Genomic DNA, 17,616 nt, shown 5'->3' with positions numbered 1-17,616 from the left:
AACGGGGAGAATGAAAACCTTCAATAACCAATTATAAACCTAAATTATGATGCTACAAATATAGTTGTTTTTAATACTATTTTAAAAATAATTCACCTTTTAAAAACTGTTTTGTGGCTGGTCAGCTACAGGCTGTTGTTGCGCTGTCGCTGGAAGAACCAGCGCATAGCTTATACGCTTTTGACCAGCTTATGAATAACGTATAAAATGGTCAATCCCAACAGCGCAAATATGCCATAACCTAATCCAATTTGAAACTGCGAAGAAGGGTTTACCAAGCTTACGGTGATGTAACTGAGTGAAGAAGTAAGGAGGTAGGTAATTCCGCCAACCAATCCACCGGCAATACCTGCCGACAATGGAAACCTACCTAAACAGTAGCTGAAATAATTGTTAAAGATAAATCCTGCAGTGCAATGTACAGCAAATGCGAAAAATGTTAATGTATATAGGTTTGACAGGTAAGGTGAAACGATCAGCATACAGACAATCAGACTGATCTGAATAAAATTGGCGATTCTCAACTTTGGAACCAAGGCTCTTTTAATAAGGGCTTTACCAATAAAACCACCACACATCCAAGCTAAGCCCATAATAAGTGAGGTATAGCCGGTTGTAATCGCACTATATCCCAGTTGATGTTCAATAAAAAAAGGACCACTGAGATTGTAGAACATGACGAGACCGTAGGATATGCCGCACATGAGTATACCGAACGTAAAATCGTTGCTTTTAAGCATCATTTTAAATTCGCCGATCAGGTAGTTGATATGGAGTGGTTTTTTCTGTTTGATTGTTTCGCCGGAAAAGATCAGTTCAAGGATGAAAAGTACGGCACTGTAAACGGCCAGAACCATAAAGTTAGAACGCCAACCAAATTGTGTTTGGAGGTAGCCGCCAATAAAAGGAGCGACAATCGGCCCGATCGACCAGACGATGGTCATAATGCTGAGGTAGTGTTTGCGCTGCTCGCCTTCATAGACATCCACAAAATAGGCTCGTTTTGATATGACCACAAATGCCGATAAGATTCCCTGAAGGATGCGCATCAGGTAAATAACCCAAATATCTTGCGTGCTTGCTGTGATCCAGAAACTGACAATGAAAAGGAAAAGAGATATCAGGTTGATGCGATATCTTCCCCAAGCGTCAACTAATGCTCCTGTAAAGAATTGAGCAACACCATAGCTGATTAGAAAAAGCGAAAGTGTTAACTGGATTTTGCTTTCGTTCAAGCCAAGCTCCTGGGCCATTTGTGGCATTGACGGAAGATAAATGTCGGTGGCAAGTCCCGTAATCGGAACAAGTGCAAATGCTAGTATCGTCGGGATAAAAGATTGCTGTGGTTTAGTGTTTTTTTCCATCCTTTAATTTTTTAAATTACCCGTCTCTATGGACGTTTACGTTGCCAGCCACTTTTTCTCTTTGGCCCTGTAAATATGATGTCGACAAAAGTAGCTTCATTGCCTGTTTCGAAAGATATAGAATTCAAACAAATTATTGTGAAAATCAAACAGACTTATTGCGGAAGGCTAAAGGTGGTACACCAGCATGTTTTTTGAAATAATTACTGAAGTTCGCCGGTTCTTCAAAACCTAAGGCATAAGCGATTTCATTGATGTTCCAGCTGCTATGTTGAAGGAGTGCCTTTGCTTCCTGTGTGATGCGCAGTGCGATGAGTTCTTGCGTAGTTTTTCCTGTATTTTGTTTCAAAGCCCTGTTTAGCGAATTGACATGGATGTTGAGCTGTTGCGCGTAATCCGTTGCATTTTTAAAACGAAGTAAATTTTCTGTGTCAATCGGAAATTGACGTTCCAATAGTTCTAGGAAAAGATGGGAAATACGCTGATTTGCGTTTTGGTAAGGTGATACACCCTCATTTGGCGCTAGTTTTAACGTTTCTAAAACGAGTAATTGTAACTGATTTCGGATAATTTCATATTTGAACGGAAAATCAGATCGTAGTTCCGTATTCATACGCTGAAAAATGTGATCGAAAAGATCGACCTGCTCGTTCGTTAAGAAATAAACCGGGCTACCACTTGGGTTGAAAAAATGACTTTCGAGAATGTTATGGTTATAATGTTTGTCTTCCTGAATGAACTTTTGTGTAAAAAGACAGAACCATCCCTTTTGATCAGGATTGTCTGTTTCCCAAGAGTAGGGAACGAGTGGACTTGAAAATACAAGTGCGGGACGGTCAATAGGGATCCACTGATCACCATAGTGCAATTGACCCTGGCCGATCATGAGGGATATTTTGAAGTAATCTTTTCTGTTGTAAGGTGATTTTAAAGGACAATGCTCACGTGAAAATAAGTTAAAATGAGAAATTTGTTCGGACGAGGAGCCAATTGGGTAATTGGATTCTCGAAATACCCGTTGATAGAAATCAATAATATTTTCGGAGGTTGCCATGATACAAAGTTATAAAAATCAAACATTTCATGCGGCGTACTATTTCTCCTAATCGGTCATTGATTCGTAAAATATGAATTGGAACAAAAAGAAAGGTCCCATAACCTCGTTAGCTATGACTAGCCCGGGTGATGAGACCTTATAAAAGGAAGCGATTATTAGGATCTCGATTTTAAAAATTCCTTGACAAATTCATCGTCGTTTAAGTCTGGGTAGTCTTTATATACACGATCAATTTCTTCTCGCTGTCCGATGGATAGATTTTCGTCGGGGTTTAGACACCAGATACCCTTCATCAGACCTTGTCTGCGGAGCACCTCATGTAAGCCTGGTATACAGCCATGGAATGCATTTGCTGGGTCAAAAAAAGCTGCATTACTGTCTGTTACAGCAATCGCTTTGCTTAGGAGATGACTCGCATGGAGGTTATTGGGGTCCTGTTTGTATGTTTTTATTTCCTGAAGGAGTTCAACAGCTTTTGCCGTCCAAACAGCCCAGTGGCCTAATAGTCCGCCTTTAAATTCTATGGCGACGTTTTCCCCAGCTACGGGGAAATTATACACGCTCATCAGATCGTTGACAATATTGTCATCATTGCCCGTGTACATGGCAATTTGATTTCGCCGGCTGGAGTTCGCTATAGCACGCATAACGTCTAATGTCTGGTAGCGGTTGAACGACGCACATTTGATAGCGACGACGTTGTCGATTTCGGCAAACTGCTGCCAAAAGGAATAGGAGAAAATACGGCCACCAACGGCGGGTTGAAGATAGAATCCAAAGACAGGAATAATGGCTGCTATTGCTCTGACTCGATCTAATATGGCATTTTCCGTCCAGCTCTGCAGGCCGCCCATACTCAAAAGTCCGATATCATAACCGTATTTAAGTGCAGTCGTTGCCTCCTGTACCGCTTGATCTGTGGCACCGCAGATGCCTGCAATTTTGATAAATGGTCGTTGGAGTTCCGCTTTCTCGACTTCTTCGCTAGCCCATCTCAATACGGTTTCAAAAAGGTTGATCTCGGGGTCACGGATTTCGAATTGGGTTGAATGTACAGCTACGGCGATTCCGCCGGCTCCACTGGCTATGTAATATTGAGTCAGGAGCCGTTGATGTGCCTCGTCAATGCTGCGGTCCTCATTTAAGGCAAGGGGGTGTGCCGGAATTACCGTCCCTTCCCAAAGCAACTGTTGTAATTTGTTGTCTAAAGTTTTCATTAGAATTTTCCTTTTCGTTCTTGAAAATGCGTGTCCTTATTCCATAGTTCGCCACCTTGGGTCAACCATTTGGCTGTAATGTCTATCGCTTCGCGTATGGTTGTTTTCGGATAGCCAAACAAACGATGGCATTCGGACGCATTGTTGAGTAAAGCGGTTCCGGCGGGTTCATTTACAAATATTGGCCTTGTGTTGAAATGCTCGGCAAACCGCTCTGCGATCCATCGTGTAGAAAGGATTTCAGGTCCCGTGACATTCAGTATTTTGGCTGGAGACTGACAGTGCAGTAGTGATCTTAAGGCAATTTCGTTGGCATCTCCCTGCCAGATGACGTTGACGTTTTCGGTTGTCAAATCTATTGGGAGCTGCCCTTTGACCGATTTGGCAATTTCTACGAGCACACCGTAGCGAAAATCCACCGCATAATTCAATCGGTAGATCAGGGTAGGTGTACCGTTTTTCTTCGAAAAATACTCGAATATACGCTCTCTCCCCAAACAGGATTGCGCGTATTCGCCGACAGGCTCCGGAGTTCTTTCCTCAGAAACGCCGCCATTGCTTATCGGTACAAATGGAAGTACGTTACCCGAAGAAAAAGCAACAATGTTGGAATCTTGAAAATGAGAAGCCACCATTCCGGGAAGATAGGTATTCATCGCCCAGGTAAAATCTTCATTTCCCGTGGTGCCGAATTTATGTCCTGCGAGGTAAATGACATTCGGGACCTGCGGGATCTTTTTGAGTTCTTCCTCATTCAGTAGGTCGCAGGCGATTGTCTTTATGCCTAGATCCTCCAGTTCCTGCTGAAGTTCTTTGGTTGAAAAACGCGAAACACCAATGACCTTTTTGTCTATTCCTGCAGCTTGAATGGCCCGCATGGCTAGCTTTGCCATGCTTGGCCCCATTTTTCCGCCAATACCTAGGAAAAGGATATCACCTTGTATCTTTTTTATATCTTCAATTAGATCTAATGATGGTGCAAGCAGCTGCTGTTCCAATTCCGCTAAATTGTTATGGTCCATGTCTGAATTATTTGATTAAATTATAGAGATTACTAAATGCAAGAAAAACGAGTAATATAAGTCCGAGTATAGCCCATAACCGCGTTAAGGGGCTGTTTCTGAGCGCGCCCATAATTTCTTTGTCGTTTGCGATCAGAAAGAGGATAATACCGATAAAGGGGACTAAAAAAATGGTGATGCTTTGCGCAAAAACAATAAGCTCCAAGGGAAGATTTCCGAAGATAAGCGCGATGGCAGATCCAAAAATCATGACCAAAGAAATAAAGAGTTTCACTTTAGGGTGATTGAGATCGTTGCCGAAGCCAAAGGTGTCGCCCAGTAAGGATCCGCCTAATACGGCATTGCCGATCAAGGAGGAAAAGGAGGCACCGAAGAGACCGATAAAAAAGAGGTGTGAAGCATAGGTTCCCAAAAGCGGTTCCAGTGCACGGCCCATCTCAGCGGCAGAATTTAACTTGATCCCTTGGGGGTGAAGCGTATTTGCTGCACAGACCATAACAGCTGCACTCATGATGCCAAGAATAATAATACCTATTCGGCTACCGATTATCTGTCGTTCAGTACGCTGTTTGTTGGTCGATAATTTTCTTCTTGATTGAACAAGATAACTTTGATAAAATGCACCCACAATCGAAAAGCAAGAAGCCGTAAAAGCAATTATTAAGCCTACTGATGAAGGAGGGATGCTGGGAATAAAGCCTGAGAAAAAGTCCTGTGCGGGTGTCTTTATCATAATCGCGGTGGAAAGAAAGGCAAATAACATCAGGATGATAAGTCCAAGCATAAGCTTTTCCAATAGCGCGTAGAAAGACTTGAAGAACAACAGTAGGATACCGATTACATTAAAAACGATGATCCATATTTTGGGGTTTGTCCCCGTGGCTTCCGAAACGGAAATAGAGACACCTGTCGCATTCCCCGATTGAAAACAGGTTGCAACGAGGAAGATTCCGAGGCCAATGATGATGGACGTTGTTTTACCAAATTTCTGGCGAATTAAAACAAGTAAAGATTCGTCTCTCGCGATACCGATACGTGCCGCCATATTGGTGAAAACCATCATAAAAAAGATGGCGACGACGACAACCCATAATAGAGAGAAGCCATAGTCTGCACCCATTTTTGATGTGATGGTCATTTTGCTGGGCCCGAAAACCAGGGCGGCGGTAATGATGCCGGGACCCAAGATGGATAGCCAACTTTTCAATAAAGAGGGTTTTGGCTCGAGGTTATTTTCCATGAGATTTATCGTAATGAGGTTAAATGCTGTTGATTGATTTTAGGGGCAGAATTTCCAAAGTGTGTGCGGATATAATTGGTGATTTCAATGACCTCTTCATTTTTCAGGAATGAAAAAGATGGCATTGCACTTTCGTATTTGACGTTGTTTATTGTTTTGTCTTTCAGTCCATGGAGGATAACCTGCAATAGCGGTGCTGGGTCGCCTTTGACAAGAGATGAATTGGCTAATGGAGGAAAGGTATTTGTAAGTCCTTTTCCATCTGCTTTATGGCAGGATGCGCAATAGGCTTCGTATAATGCCTGACCACTTTTGGCAGGGGAGTTGGCCGTGTTGGCTGCAAGGGGTTTAATCATTGGTGCAGAGGCTTTATCGGTAATACGGAGGCGGTAGATCACATCGTCATCGGGTTTTGGAAACCCCTTTTGCGGATTCCAGTCACGGTTGCTTGAACAGAAATAAATGTCTCCATTGGGTAAGGCCAATACGGACCTTAGCCGGCCAAGTTGATCTTTGAATAGGATTTTCTCATCGACGATCTGTTGACCATCGGCGGATAATTTTAGGATACGTAAAGACTGATTTTTTAAAGTCGAAAGCAATAGACTATGTTGCCATTCAGGGATAACATTAGAACCGTAATACGCCATTCCGGATGGTGCAACGACTGGGGTCCACGATTTAATGGGCTCCTGTCTTGGGGAGTTTTTGGCAATAGCTTTTTCCTTTTCCGTGTCAATCATTCCTTCAATCTGCGGCCAGCCATAATTTTTTAGCGGTTGGATCAGGTTGATTTCGTCCTCGATGGCATCGCCATGTTCGGAGGTGTAAATTAAGCCTTTTGGATCATGGGTAAGTCCCTGCATGTTCCGAAATCCCCATGCATAGACATAGCTATTTGCAATTGGATTGTCTTTTGGGATGCTCCCGTCGAGATTGAGGCGTAAGATTTTGCCATTTAATGAGGTGCTGTCTTGTGCAAAGGTATCACTTGCGGCATCTCCTGTAGCCCAATACACTTTTTTGTCTGTCGAAACAATAACCCTGGAACCGTTGTGTCCCGTGTTTCCAGGAATCTGTAAAAGCAATTTTGGGTTTGACAACGTGCCTGTCGTATTATAATCGTAACGATATAAATTAGAGAAAATGAGACTGTCCTTTTTGCTGGTGTAAGAAAGGTAAAGATAGGCCTGTTGCTGTTCGGGTTGATACAGCGCCATTCCCAATAGTCCCAGGGTGCGCTGGTGGTAAACGTCGGTGAGGCTGTCCACCAAAGTAACAGCTTTTGTTTTTGTATCCAGTCTTCGTATACTTCCTCCGATTTCAGAAAACAGAATGGCATCGTTGATCCGGTCATATTGTAAATCCCATGGCACATGGAGTTTTGTAGCTTCTTTTGATAGCGATAGTATGCTGTGCTCCAGTTGGATGTTATTTATTGGCTTACTTTCTCTTTCCGTCTCGGAAGAACAGGAGGATAGTAGCGGGACCAGCGATACAAGCCAAATATAGGTTTGTTTTTTCATATAGGATCTACGGTTATTCCTTTGATTTATTTGGTTAGTCAAATGTAGTTGAATAAAAATAAATATACAAAAAATAAGTAAAATTGTATACAAAAATATTTTATCAGCCTAAAGTAAATACGATTTAGTTTATAATTACACAGCTAAAAGAGCGGTGTTTTGGAATTGTCACGAATGTGTTAGCCACCCTATTTTTGTAAAAAAGTAAAAAAAATATTGAATTGTATACAAAAAATATATATTATTGTATTCACTATGATAATTAAGGAAATGCAATTTAGACCATATTAGGGTCGAGTGTTATGTTTCCTGAAAAAATACCAATAAACTAAAGAGCTTATAAATCATTTATTTAACCACTTTAACCTGAGTATTCATGATACTAAAGCAGATTAAAATCCGGGATGTAATAAACAGGAGTTGCCTTTTGGTGGGGCTACCTTTTATTTCGATGGCTGCATTGGCAAATGTACCTTCTTCCCTTAACAATGGAAAGATTCCGATCTCGGATGTTTTAAACCCTTCGTCGGGTTTAGCTAAATTTCAGCAGCAGCTTGTCGGGCAGGTGCTGGACGCCAAAGGGCAGCCACTGTCCGGTGTAGAAGTGCGTAACCTTAAAAATGCAACTGTTACCGTTACGGATCAAGAAGGTCGTTTTAAATTAACGGGGTCCGTTTCAGATCAGATTCAATTTCGGTTAATCGGTTTTAATACAAAAGTGGTGTCGGGGAAAGATGTGCAGGCTTTGGTGCTTGATGCGAGCGAAAATGCACTGGATGAGGTTGTTGTGGTGGGGTATGGTAAGCAGAAAAAAGGCAACTTGACCGGTGCTGTGGCCAGTGTTAATTTTGATCAATCGACCTCGAGTCGGGGTCTTTCCAATGCCTCGCAGGCATTGCAAGGTGTTATTCCTGGTTTGGCCGTAAGTCAAAACTCCGGAATGGCCGGAAATAATGCAGCGGATCTTTTGATCCGGGGATTGGGGACGGTCAACAGTGCTGGACCGCTGATCGTGGTCGATGGAATGCCCGATGTCAATATGAACCGTGTAAATGTGAATGATATTGAAAGTGTGACCGTACTAAAAGATGCTTCTTCCGCTGCAGTATACGGTTCCAGAGCGGCCAATGGGGTTGTATTGATCACGACAAAGTCTGGTAAAAGAAACAGTAGGACGGCTATTTCCTTTAGTGCCAACAAATCGCTGGTGAAACCTACCCGCTCTTTTGATTTTGTCAATAATTATGCGAAAGCAATGACGGCTACTCAAAGGGCACAAGCCTATAATACGGCCGCATCTGCATTCAATTTTAAGAATGGAACCATCGACGAATGGTTGGCTTTAAGTATGATCGACCCAAGATTATATCCAAGTACCGATTGGTGGGATGTTATTCTCCGCAATGGTCAAAGTGGGAATTATAATGTTTCCATTAATGGAGGAACTGAAAATAATAATTACTATTTGTCTGTCGGTATGCTGGATGAGAAGGGGATACAGATCAATAATGATTTTAAACGTTATAACGCTGCATTTAACTTCGAAACAAAAGTAACCAATACCATCGGTGCTGGGGTGCGGTTCTCCGGAAACTGGTCCGATTACCGTTATAACTACGAAGACGGTATGACTGCCAACTCGACAAGTGGGATGGATCTGTTTACCTCACCAGCAGGTATATTGCCTTATGATCCTATTACCGGTTTTTATGGCGGTGCAATGTCTTACAATGAAAGTCCGCAGGCCAATAATATTTATGCAGATTACATGACGCGCAACCAAAACCACATGAATCAAAAGCAGGCTTTGGTGAATGGTTATTTAAACTGGAAGCCATTTAAAGGATTTGAGGCTAAAGTGGATTATGCCCTAAATTATGATACGCGTTTTCAATGGAAGGCAGATATGCCGACAAAATTATATAACATCCGGACGGGATTGTCTATCCGGGATCTTGTACCGACAAATGATGGGATATATAACACAGACCGGAACAATTACAAAACCCAGCTGAACTTCAAATTGAGTTACGATCATAAGTTTGGCGCTAACCATGATTTCTCTGCTTTGGCCGTGTATTCAGAAGAATATTGGAATAATCGTGTTTTAGCAGGTAGTCGCTTAGATCGTTTGCACCCTAGTCTACATGAAATTGATGGCGCTTCTGAAGACGTGCAAAATGTGTCGGGATCATCATCGGCAGAAGGTTTGCGTTCTTATATTGGACGATTAAATTATACGGCCTTCGGAAAGTATATGTTTGAAGGGAACTTCCGGGTAGATGGTTCTTCACGTTTCTTGCCGGGTGATCAATATGGTTTTTTCCCGTCTGCGGCAGTGGGCTGGCGGATCTCAGACGAGGTATTTATGTCGGCATTTAAGGAAAAGATCAGGATGAGTTCGGCCAAATTTAGAGCTTCTTATGGTTCTTTGGGAAATAATAGTGGTGTCGGATTGTATGAGCAGAAGCAATCTTTGGTCTCTAGTCCTTATTATTTGATTGACAATAGTACAGGAACAGGGTCTGTTGTCAAAGGGTTGATCAATAAGAAACTGATCAACTATGACCTTACTTGGGAAAAGACACGCGTGTTTAATTTGGGTTTGGATCTTGGATTCTTTAAAAATAAACTGACTGCGGAGCTGGATTATTACGAAAGAAAGACAATCGGTATGAACAGGCCTTCGGATGTATCTATGCATCTGACGGGTTTATTCACTGCCCCCCGACGTAATATTGGTGATATGATGAATAAAGGGCTGGAAGCAAATGTTACCTGGAATGACCGAAAGGGAGATGTGGGTTACATGTTGAACTTTAATGTTGGGTATAACAAGAACAAGCTGCTGTCTTGGAATGAGCAGTTGCAAAGAGGTTCGGTATTTATTGATATGCCTTATAATTTTATCTATGCTTTCGAATCGTTGGGCATTGCTCAGTCTTGGGAGGATGTCTATAATGCTGTTCCTCAGGGCGCTTCTCCGGGAGATATTTTGTTGAAAGATGTCAATGGTGATGGCAAATTGGATGCGAATGACCGTGTGGCATATCCAGCTTATCAACTGGGTAGGCCAAAGGTGAATTACGGATTTAGAGGTTCGGTAGACTACAAAGGTTTTGATTTTTCTTTCCTGTTGCAGGCTGCCACAGGAAGAAAGGAATTTTGGATGAACAAAGCGAATTCGAACTTTTTAGGAACGGCAAATCAGGCTATTACTGAGGACCAGTGGAATAATATGTGGAGCCTGGACAATCGCGATGCTGATTATCCTAAGTTGCTTCCAAGTACATTAGGATCAACGAGTCCAAATGCGTATTTGAGCACATTTTGGCTGCAAAACATGTCTTATTTAAGGGTGAAAAATCTGCAGCTTGGCTATACTTTTAAGAAAGAATTACTGATGAAGCTGGGCATTCAGAAGTTGCGTGTATTTGGTTCGGTAGATAATTTAGCGGTGTTGACGAGCTTTAAAGGCTTAGATCCGGAGAAAAGTACCTATACCAATGATGCTTATCCGATGACGAAGAGTTTTGTGGTTGGACTGAATGTAGACTTATAATATTTGAACTTATGAAATCGATATATAACATATTGTTTATTTCTTCTTTGCTGCTTCTTGGTTTGTCCGCGTGCCGTAAAGATTTGTTGAATCAGAATCCAACAACAACGCCAAGCTCCGAAACGTTCTGGGTGGACGAAAATGACGCGCTTGCTGCGTTAATGGCGAACTATTCCATATTTAGGCCTTGTTTTGATCGCGACTATCATTTTGATGGACATGGAGATTTCCTTAAAATGTACAATACTGGTGCGGCGCCTATTTCATTAACGGTCAATAGTCCGATGAATTATGGCTCCGGTGCATCGGCAATGTATAGAGCATTGTATGGATCTATATTCAGTTCTAACTTTGTGATCGAAAATACCAATGCGCGTTTGTTGCCCGTAGCAAAAACTGATGCTGTAAAACAAACCCTGGAAACTATTGTGGCGGAGGCCAAGTTGTTGCGCGCCATTGCATACTTTAGATTGATTTCCCTATGGGGTGATGTGCCTTATTTTTATAAATCGGCACCAGCTCCCATAGAAGCTGATACGGTGCGGAGAATGCCTATTGCACAGCTGAAAGATTCTATTATGGCCGATTTGAACTATGCAGTGGACAAATTGCCCAACAAGGGGTCTGCAATTGGTCGTGCCGGTAAGCCTGCTGCATTGGCCTTTCGTGGTAAGTTTCAATTGTATTGGGGTTCGTGGAAGAAAAATGGATGGCCTGAATTGGATGGATTTGTACAATCTGCTGCAGATGCTAAAACGGCATATACTGCGGCCGCTGCGGATTTTAAACGTGTGATCAATGATTTTGGCATCAAAATGTTTAGAAATGGTGATCCGGGTCAATGGGGTGAATTGGGGAAGGCTGATGTGCTCCCAAATTATTACTACATGTTTATACCTTCTACGGGCAATTTGAGCCAAGATGAAGAGATGGTCATGGTACTGACGCATGGTGGTGTGGGAACAAAACAAAGTGAGGAATACCAGCGGGTATGGACGGGGCCATTGGTGTCTTTAGGACAGAATCAGGCGATTCCGCGCTATGAATTGGCCGACCGTTACCAATCTACCATTACGGGAGATTTCTTGCCAAAGATGGTTCAGCTAGATCCAGTGAAAAATCCTGCAGCACGTACTACGGCAAATTCAGCGGTGAACCCTGAATCGTACCGAAATCGCGATTATCGCATGAAAGCGACTTTGTTGTGGGATTACGAATTGATTATGAGTATGAGCCCTACGGAGACCACAGGTTATATTCCCTTTGTCTACAAAACTTGGGGAGCTGCGGTGACAGTTAACGGTGTCTCCTACAAAACTTCCTTTACCGATAATACCACAAATCTCTCGGGATTGCAATCGCGTAAATTTGTGCGCAATTATGGTGGTGTGGCGCGTAGTGATGGAAATTACAATTGGCCTTTGATGCGCATTGCTGACGTATACCTGATGTATGCTGAAGCAACCAATGAGATTGGTGGTCCACAGGCGGATGCAATTGATTTGGTTAATAAGGTTAGGCGTCGTGGTAACCTACCTGCGCTTGCTGGAGCTAAAACCTCGTCTCGTGATGCATTTTTTGATGCCATCGAGCAGGAAAGAATTGTTGAGTTGTTTGGCGAAGGACAGCGCGCATTTGACTTGAGGAGATGGCGTAAACTGGAAACAGTGTTTGGCAAACCTTATGGTGATGGAAAATGGTTCCAGGATAGTTTTGGAAATAATTGGGAACGCTTTTTCTTCAATGAGTCTGAATTGACTTATCAAAAGTGTTATATCTATCAAATTCCGGAAACAGAACGTTCGCGGAATCCAAATTTAACACAAAATATACCTTGGAAATAATATGGTAACACTTGACTGTAATAAAATGAAATATACATTATTTTTAATCGGTATGCTGTTCGTTAGCTTGTCCGGTTGTAAGGATGATTATCCAATGGATGAAGATGGTTTGTTGATCACGACCAGGTCGGAATGTTATGTCAGTAGTTTTGAACTGTTGGGCGCCGATTTTCAGACGGTACGGACAAAAGCTGCGTTGGTGGATACCGTTGAGCAAACCATAAAAGTGGAGGTGCTCTTTGGTACGGATTTGAAAAATCTATACCCACAGTTTTCATTGGTCACCGATGCGGTGTTAGATCCTAAGATTTTAGGAAAACAAGATTTTTCCAATTTGGATACGCCACGTGAATGGACTGTCGTGTCTGGAAATAGAAAGGTTCGTAAGACGTATAAAGTTTATTTGACAGTACAAAAATAAGTAAGCTGATGAAAACAAATTATTTAAAAATAGGGCTGTTGTCCATCGGATTTGGGCTCTTGTTGTTAGGTTCTTGTAAAGAAGAAGCTTATGAAATTCCAACAGCAAAAGATGGTTTGCAAAACGATATTATTAAGCGCTCTTTAGGGCCAAATGTGGTTGGGGCTACCATAGATTTTGCTTATGCTGCGGCGATTTTGCCAGATCAGGGGAAACTTACATCAATTTCTGTAGAAGCCAGTATTGCGGGTGATGAGGGTACTGTACTTGAAAACAAATCGTACTACACCAGTAGTACGGGGGCAGATATAGGTGTTGTTGTTGGCGACCCTGCTACAGTAAATGGGAATAACATGGAGGTGAAATTTACAAAAGATACCTCCGCTTCAACGCTGCGTTATAGCTACAAAATACCGGCAGCAGCAAAAGGTAAATCGGTCACTTTTACGTTTAGGGCGAGGTCCAGTAATGGGCAGGAAATTGCCTTGAAGACCGAAGCTTATGCGATTCGTAATATGGATATGGCCTTGGACCTGATCGGGAAAGACGGCGCGGCCTGCTTTTTTTCTGTGGCTGACTTAAAATGGTATACTGCTACCGAAGCGGCAGCAAACCCGGATAAGATCGATTTGATCTATTTGTATCGGGCGTTGCCAACGGTGACTTACGCACATTCTTTGGTTGCTCCCACGACGGATGCCAGTTATTTGCCGAGCTTCACCTTACCTGTGGGTCTGACAAATAAAACGAAGATCGTGAAGGCTTGGACGGTGCGCGATCAACAATTGGCGCGATTGCAATACAGTGTATTTGTGGACGATGTGGATTTGAAAGATAAATCGTTCGTAGATGCGCCAGATTTTGCGATTAATTTAAAAGCTGAATCAGGAATATGGCTGCAAACGGCTGATGGTAAATACAATGCTTATGTATTTGTCAATAGCGTCAATAATACCACGAAAGAAATGAAGATCAGTGTAAAAAGGTTGCAAGTAAAATAAAGATATGGGTGCAAGGATATGGCTAAAAGTTAAAGGTACTTTTTTGGGGATCGCTTTTATGGCGATCCTTGGAACGTCCTATGGGCAGCAGGCAAAGGTTACTTCGATAAAAGGAAATGGACAGCGCCTGCAGGTGCAGGTGGATGTTCCGACGGCTGGTGTCTATACCTTGGTTTCTGAAGGTGAGGTTACCGATTTGGATAAAATTAAGGCTGCAGATAAAACAGGTATGATGACGCTGTATGCGATGATTGATGTTCGTGCTGCACGATCGACCAAACGGATCGTATTTGACAGCTTTAAAGGTGCGAAGCAAGATCTTGGTAAATTTTATTTTGAGAAAGGGAAGCAGACGGTCGGTATGCAATTGCCTGCTTATTTTAAGGTTAAAGCTGTTTCGATCAATGCCTTTGTGCCTCCGGTTGCGCCAGCTGCAGCAGAAAATTATAAACCAAAGATTGTTCCTCCTGCAGGTCACCCGAGGCTATGGGTTAACAAAGAATCATTGCCGGTCGTTAAGGGGCGGTTGGAAGAAGCGGAGCATCTCGAAGCTTGGGGGAAAGTGAAAACACTTGCGCAACAACCTGTTCAATTTATTTTTGATCCGAATAAGGAAATGTTTTACGATGAAAAGCTCGAGCGTGCTATTGAATCAAAAGCGTTTTATTACCTCATGTCCGGTGACGAAAAAATAGGCAGGGAAGCGGTCAGGCTGGCCGATCAATACTTGACAATGTTGGAGTTCGGGAATGTTTCCTATGGTGATATTACACGCGAGTTGGGACGTGCAATTTATACGGGTGCACTGGTGTATGACTGGTGCTACGCATTATTGGATGTGCACGTTAAGACCAGTTTACATAAAAATATGATGCGTCTGGCGCAAGATATGGAAATTGGCTGGCCTCCCTTTTTTGGTATCGAAAGTATTATCAATGGGCATGGGAATGAGGCGCAGGTGTCGCGCGATCTGCTGGCAATGAGTATTGCTTTATATGACGAGGATCCGGTACCTTACAAGTATACTTCGTATTCTATTTTGGAAGAGTTGGTGTCCATGCGCAAGTTTGAGTATCAGTCTCCGCGTCATAATCAAGGTGTTGATTACGGTGGCTATCGCTTTGGGTGGGAAATGCATGGAGCCTGGTTGTATTATCGCATGCTCGGTTATCCGGTTTTTGACGATAATATCAAGAATATGCCCTATTATTGGCTGTATATGCGCACGCCTGACGGAAAAATGTTACGCGACGGCGATATGTTCAATGTAAAGTACAACAGCAGTGCTGATTTTTATTGGAAAAATCCACAGACCATGCTGCTTTGTTATGCCTATTCAGGCAATCCGGTAATTAAGGCTGAGTTTGTCAAGCAGGGCGGTTTGCCCGACAATCCAATCTTGTTTCTCCTCTTGGATGATCCAAAATTGAAGCCTGATTTTGATCGCGAGAAAATGCCGTTGACGAAAGATTTTGGACCTATTTTAGGGTCTATGGTTGCCCGGACAGGCTGGAGCGAAGAGAACGGAAGTTCCGACGTAGTTGCAGAAATTAAGGGGGGCGGTTATCATTTCGGCAATCATCAGCATGCCGATGCAGGTGCACTGCAGATTTATCATCATGGTATTCAGGTTGGTGATCTTGGGCTGTATCTTTCGTATGGTTCCCCTTATGATTTTAACTTTAATAAGCGGTCGGTTGCACACAGTATGCTGTTGGTGCGTGATCCTGCGGAACCGCTTTTATTCAGGACCAAAACAAACGATGGTGGGACTCGGTTTAGCCAGCGTTTTCCGCGCAGGGTTGACGAGGTGTTAAATGATTCCTGGTATCATACCGGAGAGATCAGGGCTTCCGCATTTGGTAACGATCCCATTGAGCCGAGCTATAGCTATTTCAATATGGATCTAACAGCGGCATATACTGCTAAAGTAAAATCCTATGCGAAAAGTTTTCTGTTTTTGAATTTGAAAAGAAAGGATGTGCCTGCTGTCATTGTCTTATTGGATGAGCTTAAGACCAATGATAAGAAATTCGAACCCTATTGGCAGATCAATACGCTTGAAAAGCCTGTACGAAGTGAAACAGGTTTTGTGTTGACCAGTAAATTTAAAAACGCAGCCGGTTCTACTTATGTTGATTTGCTGAAGCCTCGGTTAAAAGAGTGTGCGGTGAAACTGTATTCGGGTGATTCGACTGCTTTTGTTTTTGGTGATCTTTATCAGGTTAACTCTCCATGGCCAGAGGCTAGGGGAACACGGATTATGGTTTCACCCAAGCAGGAAAGTGATCAGGCCAGTTACGCTTCGGTTTTTCAGATGACGGAGAGTGGTTCTTCAAAATTACCGGTGTATTCGGAGGAAAAGGCGAATTATTACCTCATAAGAGTGGCTGATCGTTTACTGGTGGTGGCCAAACCAAATCAATATCTTGATGAGCCCATTGAATTTGTGGTACCGGGGGATCAACAGTATGAAGTTGTTGTGGTCGGTTTGAAAGATGGTTTCTGGAATATGAAAAGTTCATTAAAAAATAGTAGCTTTAATATAAATGTCCTGAAAGGGAATCATACAACCAGTTGGAAATCTAAAGCCGAAACTATTTATTTGTCGCCGGGAAGACAGTATGGAGCCCAAGAGGGAAAGATTAATTAAAGAATACATTGTTTAAATTTTTTTAATGATTTTGTATTCTTATTTTTGCATAAAATTGTATACAATATGAAAGAGGATTCGCTTGCCTATAAAGTTTATTTAGAAGTACGTAAGAAAATTTTGTCTAGTCAGCTGGCTGGCGGGGCAAGATTGGTGGAGAGTGCTTGGGCGGATAAGATGGCGGTGAGTAGAGTGGCTGTTCGTGAGGCTTTTATGCGTTTAGCAGGGGAGAGTCTGGTTGAGTTTGGTGAAAAAGGTGGCTGCTTTGTGAAGAAAATGACGGTCGAAGATGTGAAGGATATTCGTGAGCTGCGTGAGCTGTTGGAGATAGGCGCATTAAAGATTCTGTTTTCAAAGAAAAGTAAAGAGCTTATCGAAGATTTAGAACTGATCTGCAACGATTTTTCCGACATGGTCAGTAAAGGCTATTATGGTGGTGCTTGCGAGGCGGATGTTCGTTTTCATGAGCGTATTATTGAGGGAACTTGCAATTCAAGGTTGATTTCTATTTACAAGAATAGTAACATCCCCTTATTCCATATGAAGCTCGGGGCTATTATGGGGCAGATGGAAGATTACCTGGATACGGAGAAGGAGCATCGCGCTATTGTTGATGCGCTGAAAGCGGATGACTGGAATAAAGCTTATACCACCTTGGTTCATCATTTGGATCGGGGCGAGCAAGAAGCCTTGGAACTGGTTTAATGTT

Annotated in this window: 12 protein-coding genes; 6 read left to right on the top strand and 6 right to left on the bottom strand. The window is 42.6% G+C overall.

Annotation, left to right across the window (positions count from 1 at the left end; translation table 11 throughout):
* Positions 1–170: 170 nt before the first annotated feature.
* The 6 genes from B4N43_RS07175 to B4N43_RS07150 all read right to left on the bottom strand — a co-directional run bounded on the left by B4N43_RS07175 (position 171) and on the right by B4N43_RS07150 (position 7,426).
* Positions 171–1,364: an MFS transporter gene (locus B4N43_RS07175; RefSeq protein WP_075991888.1), complete on the bottom strand. Its 1,194-nt coding sequence runs from the start codon at positions 1,362–1,364 to the stop codon at positions 171–173.
* A gap of 145 nt (positions 1,365–1,509) precedes the next feature.
* On the bottom strand, positions 1,510–2,418 hold the full coding sequence (locus B4N43_RS07170; RefSeq protein WP_286733779.1) for a helix-turn-helix domain-containing protein: 909 nt from the start codon (positions 2,416–2,418) through the stop codon (positions 1,510–1,512).
* A 158-nt stretch (positions 2,419–2,576) separates the two neighbouring features.
* A complete protein-coding gene (locus B4N43_RS07165) occupies positions 2,577–3,638 on the bottom strand; it encodes a dihydrodipicolinate synthase family protein (protein ID WP_286733777.1) in 1,062 nt (353 codons plus the stop codon).
* Entirely contained in the window at positions 3,638–4,660 is a 1,023-nt protein-coding gene (locus B4N43_RS07160; protein WP_075991891.1) for an NAD-dependent epimerase/dehydratase family protein, read from the bottom strand. Before B4N43_RS07160 ends, B4N43_RS07165 begins: the two co-directional genes overlap by 1 nt.
* A 7-nt stretch (positions 4,661–4,667) precedes the next feature.
* On the bottom strand, positions 4,668–5,900 hold the full coding sequence (locus B4N43_RS07155; protein WP_088160971.1) for an Nramp family divalent metal transporter: 1,233 nt from the start codon (positions 5,898–5,900) through the stop codon (positions 4,668–4,670).
* Positions 5,901–5,905: 5 nt separating this feature from the next.
* Complete coding sequence (locus B4N43_RS07150; RefSeq protein WP_088160972.1) at positions 5,906–7,426, bottom strand: PQQ-dependent sugar dehydrogenase; 1,521 nt, start codon at positions 7,424–7,426, stop codon at positions 5,906–5,908.
* A 376-nt stretch (positions 7,427–7,802) separates the two neighbouring features.
* Between B4N43_RS07150 and B4N43_RS07145 the strand changes: the two genes are divergently transcribed.
* The 6 genes from B4N43_RS07145 (at position 7,803) to B4N43_RS07120 (ending at position 17,612) form a co-directional block, all read left to right on the top strand.
* Positions 7,803–10,988: a SusC/RagA family TonB-linked outer membrane protein gene (locus B4N43_RS07145; protein WP_145328612.1), complete on the top strand. Its 3,186-nt coding sequence runs from the start codon at positions 7,803–7,805 to the stop codon at positions 10,986–10,988.
* Positions 10,989–10,999: 11 nt separating this feature from the next.
* Positions 11,000–12,832 carry a RagB/SusD family nutrient uptake outer membrane protein gene (locus tag B4N43_RS07140; RefSeq protein WP_286733774.1) on the top strand — a complete coding sequence of 611 codons (1,833 nt, stop codon included), beginning with the start codon at positions 11,000–11,002 and terminating at the stop codon, positions 12,830–12,832.
* 25 nt (positions 12,833–12,857) lie between these two features.
* Positions 12,858–13,253 (top strand): hypothetical protein, encoded by a 396-nt coding sequence (locus B4N43_RS07135; protein WP_046676362.1) that lies wholly within the window; start codon positions 12,858–12,860, stop codon positions 13,251–13,253.
* A gap of 8 nt (positions 13,254–13,261) precedes the next feature.
* Positions 13,262–14,254, top strand: coding sequence for a DUF4466 family protein (locus B4N43_RS07130; RefSeq protein ID WP_286733772.1), 993 nt, complete (start codon positions 13,262–13,264; stop codon positions 14,252–14,254).
* A gap of 4 nt (positions 14,255–14,258) precedes the next feature.
* Entirely contained in the window at positions 14,259–16,907 is a 2,649-nt protein-coding gene (locus tag B4N43_RS07125; protein WP_286733771.1) for a hypothetical protein, read from the top strand.
* Positions 16,908–16,973: 66 nt separating this feature from the next.
* Positions 16,974–17,612 carry a GntR family transcriptional regulator gene (locus B4N43_RS07120; protein WP_075991898.1) on the top strand — a complete coding sequence of 213 codons (639 nt, stop codon included), beginning with the start codon at positions 16,974–16,976 and terminating at the stop codon, positions 17,610–17,612.
* Positions 17,613–17,616 lie beyond the last annotated feature (4 nt).

This window comes from Sphingobacterium sp. UBA1897 (assembly GCF_002337775.1).
In the GTDB taxonomy this organism is placed as follows: domain Bacteria; phylum Bacteroidota; class Bacteroidia; order Sphingobacteriales; family Sphingobacteriaceae; genus Sphingobacterium; species Sphingobacterium siyangense.
The sequence above is the reverse complement of the archived record's forward strand: the minus strand, read 5'-3'. Positions and strand labels throughout refer to the sequence as shown.

Coding starts and splice junctions, on each gene's coding strand:
- B4N43_RS07135 (WP_046676362.1), top strand. CDS start 12,858: ATGAAATATACATTATTTTTAATCGGTATGCTGTTCGTTAGCTTGTCC.
- B4N43_RS07170 (WP_286733779.1), bottom strand. CDS start 2,418: ATGGCAACCTCCGAAAATATTATTGATTTCTATCAACGGGTATTTCGA.
- B4N43_RS07165 (WP_286733777.1), bottom strand. CDS start 3,638: ATGAAAACTTTAGACAACAAATTACAACAGTTGCTTTGGGAAGGGACG.
- B4N43_RS07140 (WP_286733774.1), top strand. CDS start 11,000: ATGAAATCGATATATAACATATTGTTTATTTCTTCTTTGCTGCTTCTT.
- B4N43_RS07125 (WP_286733771.1), top strand. CDS start 14,259: ATGGGTGCAAGGATATGGCTAAAAGTTAAAGGTACTTTTTTGGGGATC.
- B4N43_RS07120 (WP_075991898.1), top strand. CDS start 16,974: ATGAAAGAGGATTCGCTTGCCTATAAAGTTTATTTAGAAGTACGTAAG.
- B4N43_RS07175 (WP_075991888.1), bottom strand. CDS start 1,364: ATGGAAAAAAACACTAAACCACAGCAATCTTTTATCCCGACGATACTA.
- B4N43_RS07150 (WP_088160972.1), bottom strand. CDS start 7,426: ATGAAAAAACAAACCTATATTTGGCTTGTATCGCTGGTCCCGCTACTA.
- B4N43_RS07130 (WP_286733772.1), top strand. CDS start 13,262: ATGAAAACAAATTATTTAAAAATAGGGCTGTTGTCCATCGGATTTGGG.
- B4N43_RS07155 (WP_088160971.1), bottom strand. CDS start 5,900: ATGGAAAATAACCTCGAGCCAAAACCCTCTTTATTGAAAAGTTGGCTA.
- B4N43_RS07145 (WP_145328612.1), top strand. CDS start 7,803: ATGATACTAAAGCAGATTAAAATCCGGGATGTAATAAACAGGAGTTGC.
- B4N43_RS07160 (WP_075991891.1), bottom strand. CDS start 4,660: ATGGACCATAACAATTTAGCGGAATTGGAACAGCAGCTGCTTGCACCA.